General features: G+C 62.1%; 9 protein-coding genes. 5 read left to right on the forward strand and 4 right to left on the reverse strand.

Annotated features, from left to right (window positions below; all coding sequences use genetic code 11):
* Positions 1–19: 19 nt before the first annotated feature.
* Together AC1DYJ_RS13560 and AC1DYJ_RS13565 are read left to right on the forward strand one after the other, a co-directional pair.
* Positions 20–1,444: an APC family permease gene (locus AC1DYJ_RS13560; protein ID WP_477281504.1), complete on the forward strand. Its 1,425-nt coding sequence runs from the start codon at positions 20–22 to the stop codon at positions 1,442–1,444.
* Between the two features lie 201 nt (positions 1,445–1,645).
* Positions 1,646–2,728: a hypothetical protein gene (locus tag AC1DYJ_RS13565; RefSeq protein ID WP_477281505.1), complete on the forward strand. Its 1,083-nt coding sequence runs from the start codon at positions 1,646–1,648 to the stop codon at positions 2,726–2,728.
* Between the two features lie 54 nt (positions 2,729–2,782).
* Here AC1DYJ_RS13565 and glnA read toward each other — a convergent pair whose 3' ends face one another.
* A complete protein-coding gene (gene glnA / locus AC1DYJ_RS13570; protein WP_477281507.1) occupies positions 2,783–4,192 on the reverse strand; it encodes a type I glutamate--ammonia ligase in 1,410 nt (469 codons plus the stop codon).
* Between the two features lie 76 nt (positions 4,193–4,268).
* Positions 4,269–4,607, reverse strand: coding sequence for a P-II family nitrogen regulator (locus tag AC1DYJ_RS13575; RefSeq protein ID WP_006205430.1), 339 nt, complete (start codon positions 4,605–4,607; stop codon positions 4,269–4,271).
* Positions 4,608–4,966: 359 nt separating this feature from the next.
* Here AC1DYJ_RS13575 and AC1DYJ_RS13580 point away from each other — a divergent pair, with 359 nt between their 5' ends.
* Positions 4,967–6,508 carry an NAD(P)H-hydrate dehydratase gene (locus tag AC1DYJ_RS13580; protein ID WP_477281755.1) on the forward strand — a complete coding sequence of 514 codons (1,542 nt, stop codon included), beginning with the start codon at positions 4,967–4,969 and terminating at the stop codon, positions 6,506–6,508.
* A complete protein-coding gene (locus tag AC1DYJ_RS13585) occupies positions 6,505–8,505 on the forward strand; it encodes a hypothetical protein (protein ID WP_477281509.1) in 2,001 nt (666 codons plus the stop codon). The genes AC1DYJ_RS13580 and AC1DYJ_RS13585 overlap by 4 nt, the downstream gene beginning before the upstream one ends.
* A gap of 9 nt (positions 8,506–8,514) precedes the next feature.
* On the opposite strand, the gene AC1DYJ_RS13590 is transcribed toward AC1DYJ_RS13585, so the two are convergent.
* Both AC1DYJ_RS13590 and AC1DYJ_RS13595 read right to left on the reverse strand, forming a co-directional pair.
* Positions 8,515–9,585, reverse strand: a complete 1,071-nt coding sequence (locus AC1DYJ_RS13590; protein WP_477281511.1) for a M48 family metallopeptidase — start codon at positions 9,583–9,585, stop codon at positions 8,515–8,517.
* A 6-nt stretch (positions 9,586–9,591) separates the two neighbouring features.
* Positions 9,592–11,124 carry an acyl-CoA carboxylase subunit beta gene (locus AC1DYJ_RS13595; protein WP_477281513.1) on the reverse strand — a complete coding sequence of 511 codons (1,533 nt, stop codon included), beginning with the start codon at positions 11,122–11,124 and terminating at the stop codon, positions 9,592–9,594.
* Positions 11,125–11,187: 63 nt separating this feature from the next.
* Between AC1DYJ_RS13595 and AC1DYJ_RS13600 the strand changes: the two genes are divergently transcribed.
* Positions 11,188–11,424: a transcriptional regulator gene (locus AC1DYJ_RS13600; RefSeq protein ID WP_477281515.1), complete on the forward strand. Its 237-nt coding sequence runs from the start codon at positions 11,188–11,190 to the stop codon at positions 11,422–11,424.
* Positions 11,425–11,623: the final 199 nt, after the last annotated feature.

The following is an 11,623-nucleotide window of genomic DNA, read 5'->3' on the forward strand; positions in this document are numbered from 1 at the left end:
TTAAAAAAAGGGGAGGATAATGTCCACACACGAAGCCACAAACGCGGCCGTCGACAAGGCTGCACCAAGCGCCAAGGGGCTTGACCGGGCGCTCAACGCACTGGGCACGCTGATGATCGTGCTGTCGGCGGTCACGCCGGCATCCTCGGTGTTCATCATCGTGCCGGGTGTCATCGCGCTGGCCGGCACCGGCTCGTTCCTCAGTTTCGTCATCGCCGCGGTCATCGGCCTGTTCATGGCCTTCGTTTATGCCGAACTGTCATCGGCCTATCCGATGGCGGGCGGCGAATACACCATGATCGGCCGCACGCTCGGCCGCTTCTGGGGCTTTGTCACGCTGGTGCTGGTGTTCGTGTCGATCGTGCTGATCGTCGCCGTCATCGCGCTCGGCGTCGGTACCTATCTCGGTGTCCTTATCCCCAATCTCAGCCCGCAATGGGTGGGCGTGTTGACGATTGCCTTGGCCGGCACGGTTGCAGCCATGCGCATCAAGCTCAACGCCTTCGTCACCGGCATCTTCCTCGGCATCGAGATGCTGGCGCTGCTGGTCTTGACCGGGCTTGGCTTCGCCCATGTCGAGCGGCCGCTTTCCAGCCTGTTTACGGCGCCGCAATTGCTCGACGCCACGACCAACACGCTGGTGCCGGCATCGGCAGGCCTGATCCTGGCGGCCACCGCAGTCTCGCTCTTTGCCTACAATGGCTATGGCGCCGCCGCCTATTTCGGCGAGGAGACGCATGACGCCAAGCGCAACATCGGCAAGATCGTCGTCTGGGCGCTGCTGATCACGGTCGCGGCCGAACTCATTCCGCTGACGGCGGTGCTGCTTGGTTCGCCCGACCTTGCCGGGCTGCTCGCGGCCCCGCAGAAGATCGAGTACTTTCTCGAGGCGCGCGGCGGACACGCGCTGACTGTGCTGATCAGCCTGGCGATCGCGGTCGCCATCTTCAACGCGGTCATCGCCATCATCCTGCAGGCGGCGCGGCTGCTGTTCAGCTCGGGCCGCGACAAGACCTGGTTCGGTCCGATCAACGCTGCCGTTGCCTCGGTGCATGGCAGCTACGCTTCGCCCTGGGTCGCAACCATCGTGGTGTCGGTGCTGGCGGCGGTTGCCTGCTTCATCGACATCAATCTGTTGCTGGTGGTCAGCGGCACTTCGCTGGTGGTGATCTACGCGCTGCTTTGCGTGGCGGCATTTGCCGGCCGCCGCAACGGCACGACATCAGGCGGGCACTATCGCATGCCGCTGTTTCCGGTGCCGGCGATCCTTGCCTTCGTGGCGCTGATCTATGTCGCCTACCAGAACCTGCTCGACGCCGCTTTCGGGCGGCCGAGCCTGATTGCCACGGTGCTGATCATGGCGGTGGCGGCAATCTATTACGTGCTGGTGCTGGCGCGGCGGGCCGACTGGACGCTGCACGGTCCCGACGAGCTTGCTGGATAGACGCCAGCCCTCCGGCCTGTCTGTCCATGCGAGAACCCCGGCGAAAGCCGGGGTTCTTTTTGTTGAAATGCAATCAACGGTTACCTGCCGGCTCTATTGGGCTGGTCATGTACAATTCCTGGAACAATCGGCATTTTACTTGGCTGCTTTGTGCAATTTTAAGGAGCCTTCTATAGGGGTCGCTACCAAGGGGGCCTGTGCATGAACCGTATTGGTACGCATTATCCGAAGCTATTTCTTGCAGGGCTGGCGTTTGGCTTCTATCTCGTCGCGGCGAGCATACGCGGCTGGGGCACGGAACCGCTCAGCGATTTCAGCAACGATGCCGTTCTTCTGACGATACTCAAGGGCGGTCTCGTGTTCGCGGTGATATTCACGGCGGGACATCTGGCCTTGCGCCATCTCGGCATCAGCAAGGCCTGGGCCTATGCCGCGCTCGGCACCGTTTGCGCCTTGCCGTTGTTCATATTGCATCTCGCTTCCGGCACGGTCGAACAACTGGCGGCGACGGGAAACCTGTCGACGGGTTTGTTCATACCCGCATGCATCGGCGCGGCGATAGGCTTGGTCTACCGCAAGTCGGCTGGGGTGGACGGCCCTGCCGAAGACCTCGACGGTATGGACGCGGCGTACCGTCGCCTTGCCGCTGCCTCCAGCGGCGAGGGCGTATCTCATGGATATGACCGGCCCGGCCGGCCCAAGGCAGCTGAAAAGGCGGCGGCCACAGCCGACAGCGTCTTTGTTCATGAAGGTAACGAATATTTTGCCGGACCGGTGCGCGTGCGGACCTCTTTGCTCTCTTTCCTCGGAGCGTCCATCCTGGGCGGCGTGCTGAGTATTTTAGTCCAGGGCATTCTGGGTCTTGGATCATACATGCAGATGCTGGAGGGACTGGGTAAGTCGATACGCCCCGGGAATCTCTTCGAAGTGCTGATGGGTGAACTGCTGATGAAAGGCCTTATGTCGCTGCTTACTCTGGTGCCAGTCATCATCCTAATTGCCGTTGCGCATTTTGCACTGCGCTCGATGGGCAAGAGCGGATATCTCGCCTACGGCGTGGCGGGATTGTTGGCGGCTCCGGTGATGACGCTGGTGACCTTCGGCGCAGCCGGGCCGCTCGTCATTCTTGCCACTCTGCCGACGATCGTAGGTGCTGTCCTCTACCGCAAGTTTGCCGGTCTCGAACCTGTTCCGGTTGCCGAGGACATCATCGCGAGAAACCGCCGCGACCTTGTCGGCGCGGACCACGCACGACGAAAGGCCGGGCGGGTCATAGCCTCCTGAAACAAAAACCCCGGCGTTTCCGCCGGGGTTTTTCGTTGTCGCTGAAGCGATCGCTCAGACCGAATAGTACATGTCGTATTCGACCGGATGCGGGGTCATTTCGAAGCGCATCACTTCGGCCATCTTGAGCTCGATGTAAGAGTCGATCTGGTCGTCGTCGAAGACGCCGCCAGCCTTCAGGAAGCCGCGGTCCTTGTCGAGGCTCTGCAGCGCTTCGCGCAGCGAGCCGCAGACGGTCGGGATCTTCTTCAGTTCCTTTGGCGGCAGGTCGTAGAGATCCTTGTCCATCGGCTGGCCCGGATGGATCTTGTTCTTGATGCCGTCGAGGCCGGCCATCAGCATGGCGGCGAAGGCGAGGTAGGGGTTCGCGCCCGGATCCGGGAAGCGGACCTCGACGCGCTTGGCCTTCGGCGACGAGCCGAACGGGATGCGGCAGGAAGCAGAGCGGTTGCGCGCGGAGTAGGCGAGCAGCACTGGCGCTTCATAGCCAGGCACCAGGCGCTTGTAGGAATTGGTCAGCGGGTTGGTGAAGGCGTTGATCGCCTTGGCGTGCTTGATGATGCCGCCGATGTAGAACAGGCAGCTTTCCGACAGGCCGGCATATTCGTTGCCGGCGAAGGTCGGCTTGCCGTTCTTCCAGATCGACTGGTGGACGTGCATGCCCGAGCCGTTGTCGCCGAAGATCGGCTTCGGCATGAAGGTCGCCGTCTTGCCATAGGCATTGGCGACCTGATGCACGACGTACTTGTAGATCAGCATCTTGTCGGCGTTGCGGACCAGCGTGTCGAACTTGATGCCGAGTTCGTGCTGGGCGGCCGCCACCTCGTGGTGATGCTTTTCGACGCGCACGCCCATTTCGGCGAGCACCGTCAGCATTTCGGAGCGCATGTCCTGCGCGCTGTCGATCGGCGGCACCGGGAAGTAGCCGCCCTTGACGCGCGGACGGTGGCCGAGATTGCCGGTCTCGTAATCGGTGTCGTCGTTGGACGGCAGTTCGGTGGAGTCGAGCTTGAAGCCGGTGTTGTAGGGGTCGGCCTTGTACTTGACGTCGTCGAAGACGAAGAACTCGGCTTCGGGGCCGACATAGATGGTGTCGCCGATGCCTTCGGCCTTCATGTAGGCCTCGGCCTTCTTGGCGGTGCCGCGCGGGTCGCGGTTGTAGGATTCCCCGGAAACGGGATCCAGAATGTCGCACAGGATGACCATGGTCGACTGGGCGAAGAACGGGTCCATGTGGACGGTGTCGGGATCGGGCATCAGCACCATGTCGGACTCGTTGATCGCCTTCCAGCCGGCGATCGAGGAGCCGTCGAACATGACGCCGTCGGCGAACATGTCTTCCTCGACCTCGATGACATCCATCGTCACGTGCTGCAGCTTGCCCTTCGGATCGGTGAAGCGCAGGTCGACGAATTTCACGTCGTTGTCCTTGATCTGCTTCATGATGTCTTTGGCYGTCGTCATGTCATTTCTTCCCTGTCTGATGACGTTTCGAGGAATTATCGGAAATCAGAAACCGAGATATCTGAAATCAGAAACCTCAGACGGCGTCCATCCCCGTTTCACCGGTACGGATGCGAACGACTTCCTCGATGTTGGAGACGAAGATCTTGCCATCGCCGATGCGGCCTGTCTGGGCCGCCTTGCGGATGGCTTCGATCGCGCCTTCAACCGCATCGTCGCCGAGCACGACTTCGATCTTCACCTTGGGCAGGAAGTCGACGACATATTCGGCGCCGCGATAGAGTTCGGTATGGCCTTTCTGGCGGCCGAAACCCTTGGCTTCGGTAACGGTGATGCCTTGCAGCCCGGCCTCCTGAAGCGCTTCCTTCACTTCGTCTAGCTTGAACGGCTTGATGATCGCTTCGATCTTTTTCATGTAAAAAGTGGCCTCCACTGCCAAAAAGACGGGTTGTGCGCCCCGCTTGCGCCTCCATCAAGCACGAACTGTGCCAATTTCAGCCCACGAGAAGCGGTTTCGCGCAATTCCAATGCCGCGCCGGGCGGGGATGCACATTCGCGTCATCCACTGCTTCGGAAGCGTCGCGGGTGTTTTGAGCCTACACATTGCCGCTCCTGTCGTCTGCACGATTATTAGGCAGATCGCGCATTTTGCGGGCACACGCGGATCCGCTGCACCAGTCTAAGAAAGGATTGGCCGCACGCCAACTCAGCACCTGGCCGTTTGCTTCGTATCAGAAACTGGACAATGCTTGACCGATGAAGATTGGTCATCCGATGAGCGTTGAACTCCTGACCACGGCAGAAATGGCCGAGGCCGATCGGCTTGCGATCACCGCCGGACCATTCGATGGAATAGGCCTTATGCGGCGCGCCGGCGAAGCTGTAGCAGCAGTGGTGCTGGCGCGGTATCCCGCAGCGGCGCAAATCCATGTGTTATGCGGCCCCGGCAACAACGGCGGCGACGGGTATGTCGTTGCCCACTTGCTGCAGCAAAGCGGTGCCAACGTCGCGATGTGGGTGTCAGGTGAACCTCGGCCCGGGAGCGATGCAGCGATCGCCGCCGCCGAGTGTTCTGTCGAATGGCGACCGCTATCTGCATTTGCCCCCGTTTCCGGTTCGATCGTAGTTGATGCCCTCTATGGGGCAGGGCTATCCAGGCCGCTGCCGGTAGATGCATCCAACGCGATCGATTTTGCCAAATCCCTAGGGCTACCGGTTGTTGCAGTTGATCTGCCTTCGGGGGTGTCTGGTGACACTGGGGCAATAGCTGGAGAGGAAGTATTTCGCGCGGATATCACAGTTACTTTCGCTCGAAAAAAACCGGGCCATTTGCTACTGCCTGGGCGCGAGTTGTGCGGCGAAATTGTGCTCGCCGACATTGGCGTTTCGGACAAAGTCCTCTTTAATCTCGTCATAAAAACATTCGAAAACAAGCCGGAATTCTGGGCGTGGCATTTGCCGCTGCCGATAATCGACACGCACAAATACCAGCGTGGCCTTGTCGGGGTGTTTTCCGGCGGCCCAATCGCGACCGGCGCGGCTCGCCTATCCGCGCTAGCGGCGGCACGAAGTGGCGCCGGAGCCGTGACAGTGCTGTCGCCCGGCGATGCCTTGCAGGTGAACGCCTCGCACCTGACCTCGATCATGCTGCGCAAGACGGATACCATCACGGAGTTGGCTGAGTTCGTCGATGAACGACGGCCCTCTGCGTTCGTCCTAGGCCCAGGATTCGGCGTTGGTGGCAAGGCGCGTGACTTTGCACTTGCCATACTCGCTGCAGGGCAGCGGGATGCGCGAACGCCTGGGGTGCAGGGGCTGGTGCTCGACGCTGATGGCATCACATCGTTTCGTGACGAACCCGCAACACTTTTCGACGCCATCCGGCGGCCGGGCGCCCCGGCGGTGGTACTGACACCTCACGAGGGTGAATTCGGCCGTCTCTTTCCAGACATCGCATCAGACGGAAGTATGTCCAAGCTGGAGAAGGCGCGCGCCGCCGCGGCGCGTTCCAATGCCGTTATTGTCTACAAAGGTGCCGATACGGTCATCGCTGCGGCGAACGGTTTGGCGGCGATCAATTCGAACGGCGCACCTTGGCTTGCCACCGCTGGGTCAGGCGATGTGCTGTCGGGCATTGTTGCCGGGCTTCTCGCTCAACGCATGTCGCCTGTCATGGCTGCCTGTGCCGCTGTCTGGCTCCACGCCGAAGCCGGCAGGCGCTTCGGTCCGGGGTTGATCGCCGAGGATTTGCCGTTGGCGATGGTGCCGGTGCTGCGGGAGGTGATTGAAGCACTACAGAAGGCGGCTATGGAATGAGCCGGTTTGTACTCGCTGTTGCGGCCATCGTTGCGCTGTTCGCATCGCACGGCGCGCACGCTGAGCAGCCTCTGACCATCGTCGATGATCCGGCGGTGCTCGCCGCCCTCGACGCCAAGGGGTTTGGCTTCGCCGGCCTTTTCGCCGTCGATGGCGAAGACGATCTGAAGACGCTCTACAGCGAGGCGCCGGCCTATCATGCTGTTGTCGACATGGTCGCCGCTGACATTGCAGCCCTGCGGGCCGAGATGAAGGCCGGCGGGCGCACGCTCTACGAGGTGACCGACGGCAATGTCGGCCGCATCATGGACATGCGCTGGCTGAAGACGGACGCCGCGCGCTTCCGGCTGGTCGGCGTCGTCAACCGGCTCGACCGGCGCGATTTCGGTGCGCTGCAAGGCGACATGAGCTGCGGCGAGGTGCGCTTCATCTATCGCCTGGCCTATAGTTTCAAGAAGAACGGCAAGGTGCTGGCGTCGCGACTGCCATTCAACTTCAACGCCGTCTACAGCGTGGCGCCGGATGCCGATGGCGGTTGCGTCGGTGTTACCGGACGCTGGACGCCGCAGCTCGATGAAACCGTCGATGCCGGCTTTCTGGCCGGCGGGCCGCTGGCACCAGAGGAACTGACGTTCAAGCAACTCGAGCTCAACGCGCAGGTGGTGCGTTTTCCCTCGGGACAGGAGACCGAGTTTGGCGGGCAGGCGGCCTATCTCATGCGCATCTTCGGCATCGATGGCGCCACCGTCAGCGAGAAGCCGCTGGAGAACACGCCTGACACCGCGCGGCTTTCGGGCGATGCGGCGCTGAAGAAAAAGCTGGCGGACTATGTCAGCGCCAATGTCGCGGCGGTCGATCTCGGCGTCTACGAAATCCCCGACGAGTTTCTGGCGAAGAAGGTGATCTCGTGGTCGACCTTCGGCAGCGCGCGGCAGGCCAACCATCCGTTCACGCCGCTGTTTACGCCTGCGGATTTCGCCGGCCTCGACTATGCGGCGCTGAAACTGGTGCGCACGCCGGAGGCGCTGGTCGAGCGGCTGGACAATGGCGCCTGCCAGGGCTGTCACCAGGCGGGCTCGACTGCCGGCTTTCATTTCATCGGCCTCGACGACAAGACGACGTCGCCGCTCAACCGCATCGAGGTTGGCATCTCGCCGCATCTCCATGCCGAGATCCCGCGGCGTGAGGCCTGGCTGCGCGCTGCGCAGGAAGGCAGGAAGCCGAACCGCTACCGGCCGCTGTCCTTCGCGCCGCCCGCGACGTGGACCGATGCCGGCGACGTCGACTACGCGCCGGCCGAGATGGCGATGCCGTGCCTGATGCCGGACGACGAAGAGCGTTTCGGCGCGACCTGGCAGTGCGGCGGCGGCACCGTCTGTACGCCGCTGGCGACCGCTTCAGGCGTGCGCACCACGCTGGCGCAGTGTCTGCTGCCCAAGGACAGCCCAAAGATGTTCTCAGGCCATCCCTGCCTGACGGGGTCGATCGCTAGCAACGCGTCGCAGCCTTTCAACGACCGCTACAAGATCACCGGCCAGTTCGCCGCCTTCGCACCGACCTTTTCGCGGACCGCCTACACTTGCCGGCCGCCGAAGATCGGCGTACCGGCCGGCATCGCCTACCGCGCCTGCGACGACAAGGACCGCAACTTTGCCGCCTTCAAGAAGGGCAAGCCGATGCCGGATGAAATCTGTGGGATGGTCGGCGGCAAGAAATTCGACACCTGCGTGGCGACCAACAATTTCGACCAGTGCCTCGGCGGCGCGGTCAATCGCGGCAACCGTCCGGCCTGCTCGGCCGATCATTTCTGCCGCGAGGATTACATGTGCCAGTCGCTGCCGCCGGACACGCCGGGCGCGGCCAAGGTGAAAGGCATCGGCTACTGCTCGCCGACCTATTTCATCTTCCAGATGCGCATCGACAACCACGCGACGCCCTGGGCAAGCGCCACTGCCGCCACCAGGGATGCCGGCTTCGGCGCGGCGGAGGAAGAGTAGGCCGCCGGTTCAGCGCTGGAGATAGTCTTCCATCCGCGCAGTCCATTTGGCGTTGAATTCCGCGATGTGCCGTTCGGCGGCACTCGAAGCCACCAGCCTCGAGAGGGCGGTTGCCGCGATCGGTTCCAGATCGGGCGGCTGCGTATAGCCAAGAGCTGCCAGCCTTTGCGCCCATGATGGATGGGTGGATTTTTCGCGCTGCGGGCTTTCCCACGCCTTGCGGGCAAAGGCATTCAGGCAAGCGGGCTCGCGCAACTCCCCAGCGGCGCCCAGGAGCCGGTCGAGCGGCGGTCGTGGCGCACGCAGCGCGCCCCGCAACTCATGGTCCAGGGGATCATAGACCTTTTCCTGGAAATGCATGTCCGCGGCGCCGATGAGCAACAGAGCGCGGGCAGCTTGAGCCGCATCGCCGGAGGATGCCGCGTGCCGGTCCGCCTTGATTTCGGCATCGCGCGACAGCCGGATATTTTCCCGTTCCAGTGATTGCGACAACCAGCCGACAGCGGAATGGAGCAGACTGCCGGTAATCGTTTCGCCCGGCGGGGCGTACTCGAAGACAAATCCTAAACCGTTTTCGAACTCGGCCAGATTGAGGCTGCCATTGGTATCCTTGTTGCGCACATGCGCGTCCTCATGAGCGAGGATCGCGGCAAAGGCCGTCTCATCGGTCACGGCCAGCATGGGAATGCCGACGGTCAGGAACAGTCGGTTGCCGAGAAGGCCGAAAAGCGTGCGCTCTTCGTGCACGCTGGCATTCAGGTCGTCCTCTAGTACGACAACCGTACGAGCTGCCCGGCGCGGTCCGGCGACGCTCCGCCACAGCGCCCACAGGCCGGGCGCCTCCGCTTCGCTGATGCCCTTGACCTTGCTGCGCAGAAAGCCGGCAAACAATGTCCCGAACAGGAACGCCAGGGCCGTGGTCGCGATCGGCATGGCGACAAAACCGCTGGCGATGAACCAGATCGGATGGCTGTCGAGCAAGGACATCCAGACGCAGAAGATGATGAGGGCGGGAACGACGAAAAACAGGACCGCGAACCTGCCGAACCGCCGCCCGGCGCTGATGATCAGTCGCGACATGGGAGACTACAGCGGGATGTTGTCGTGCTTCTTCCAGGGGTTCTGCATATCCTTGTTGCGCAGCATCCTGAGTGCTCGGGCGATGCGGCGGCGGGTCGAATGCGGCATGATCACCTCGTCGACATAGCCGCGTTCGGCAGCGACGAAGGGCGACAGGAAGCGATCCTCGTAAGCCTTTGTATGGGCTGCGATCTTCTCCGCGTCGCCGATATCCTTGCGATAGATGATCTCGACCGCGCCTCTGGCGCCCATCACCGCGATCTGCGCCGTCGGCCAGGCATAGTTCATGTCGCCGCGCAGATGCTTTGACGCCATCACGTCATAGGCGCCGCCATAGGCTTTGCGGGTGATGACGGTGATTTTCGGCACGGTCGCCTCGGCATAAGCGAAGAGCAGTTTGGCGCCATGCTTGATCAAGCCGCCATATTCCTGCGCGGTGCCGGGCAGGAAGCCCGGGACGTCGACGAAGGTGACGATGGGAATGGAAAAGCAGTCGCAGAAACGAACGAAGCGCGCCGCCTTGCGGCTGGCGTCGGAATCGAGCACGCCGGCCAGCACCATCGGCTGGTTGGCAACGAAACCGACGGTGCGGCCCTCGATGCGGCCAAAACCGGTGACGATGTTCTTGGCAAAGTTTTGCTGGATCTCGAAGAAGTCGCCTTCGTCGGCGGTCTTCAGGATCAGTTCCTTGATGTCGTAGGGCTTGTTGGCGTTGTCGGGGATCAGCCGGTCGAGCGACAAATCGTGATCGGTGACCGACTGGTAGCATTCGATCTCGGGAAGGTCGGCGGTGTTGGAAGCCGGCAAGAGGTCGACCAGCCGGCGCATCTGCAACAGCGCCTCGACATCATTGTCATAGGCGCCGTCGGCAATCGAGGACTTTGTCGTATGCACGGAGGCGCCGCCCAGGCTCTCGGCGGTCACCGTCTCGTTGGTCACGGTCTTCACCACATCCGGCCCGGTGACGAACATGTAGGAGGTGTCGCGCACCATGAAGATGAAGTCGGTCATGGCCGGCGAATAGACATCGCCGCCCGCGCACGGGCCCATGATCACGGAAATCTGCGGGATGACGCCGGAGGCCAGCACATTGCGCTGAAAAATTTCGGCATAGCCGCCAAGGGCCGCCACGCCTTCCTGGATGCGGGCGCCGCCGGCATCGTAGAGGCCGATGATAGGCGCGCGGTTGCGCAGCGCCATCTCCTGCACCTTGATGACCTTTTCGGCATGCGCCTCCGACAGCGAGCCGCCGAACACCGTAAAATCCTTGGCAAAGAGATAGACCGGGCGGCCATTGACCGTGCCCCAGCCGGTGACGACACCATCGCCGGCGATCTTGGTCTTCTCCATGCCGAAATCGGTCGAGCGGTGTTCGACATACATGTCGAACTCCTCGAACGAGCCTTCATCGAGGAACACCTCGATGCGTTCGCGCGCGGTCAGCTTGCCCTTCTTGTGCTGGGCATCGATGCGGGCCTGGCCGCCGCCCATGCGGGCGATGTCGCGGCGCCGCTCGAGTTCCTTCAGCACGTCCTTCATCGCTCGGTCTCCCATGCGCGATACTTCTTGGCAGGCATTCGCCAGATATGGCAGAATAAGCCTATGAAGAACAACGTAGAAATATCCGAGGATCTGAACCGCCGGATCGACATCTTGACCTCGCGCTCGACGCTGACACGCGATCAGATCATCGAGGATGCCTTGTCCCATGGCCGTTCGCTGGCGTGGCAGGAAAAGTGGGTTGCTAGCGTTCAAGCGGGAATAGAGGCCGCCGACCGCAGTGATTTCGCCAGTGAAGAAGAGATTGCTACGGTTCTAAGCAAGTATGATCAGGCATAGCTGCCGCGGGAGTCGTCAATTCTGAGGTTTCGAGCTCGTTGGGTCGTGCCAGTCTTGCGGCGGCTGCGGGTTTCATGAACGCCTTCCCCCACTCCGTCGCCGCTTCGCGGCGCCACCTCTCCCCCCTCCGGAGGGAGAGGAAGGGAGCCAGCCCGCATAAGTTCGCCCCCTTGCATAAGCTCGCGCCTTTCCTCTCCCC

The organism is Mesorhizobium sp. P2_B11 (genome assembly GCF_056404855.1).

What these genes read in the sequence shown, in the direction of transcription:
- AC1DYJ_RS13575 (WP_006205430.1), bottom strand. Translation starts at nt 4,607, where the DNA reads ATGAAAAAGATCGAAGCGATCATCAAGCCGTTCAAGCTAGACGAAGTG.
- AC1DYJ_RS13585 (WP_477281509.1), top strand. Translation starts at nt 6,505, where the DNA reads ATGAGCCGGTTTGTACTCGCTGTTGCGGCCATCGTTGCGCTGTTCGCA.
- AC1DYJ_RS13595 (WP_477281513.1), bottom strand. Translation starts at nt 11,124, where the DNA reads ATGAAGGACGTGCTGAAGGAACTCGAGCGGCGCCGCGACATCGCCCGC.
- AC1DYJ_RS13580 (WP_477281755.1), top strand. Translation starts at nt 4,967, where the DNA reads ATGAGCGTTGAACTCCTGACCACGGCAGAAATGGCCGAGGCCGATCGG.
- AC1DYJ_RS13590 (WP_477281511.1), bottom strand. Translation starts at nt 9,585, where the DNA reads ATGTCGCGACTGATCATCAGCGCCGGGCGGCGGTTCGGCAGGTTCGCG.
- AC1DYJ_RS13600 (WP_477281515.1), top strand. Translation starts at nt 11,188, where the DNA reads ATGAAGAACAACGTAGAAATATCCGAGGATCTGAACCGCCGGATCGAC.
- AC1DYJ_RS13560 (WP_477281504.1), top strand. Translation starts at nt 20, where the DNA reads ATGTCCACACACGAAGCCACAAACGCGGCCGTCGACAAGGCTGCACCA.
- AC1DYJ_RS13565 (WP_477281505.1), top strand. Translation starts at nt 1,646, where the DNA reads ATGAACCGTATTGGTACGCATTATCCGAAGCTATTTCTTGCAGGGCTG.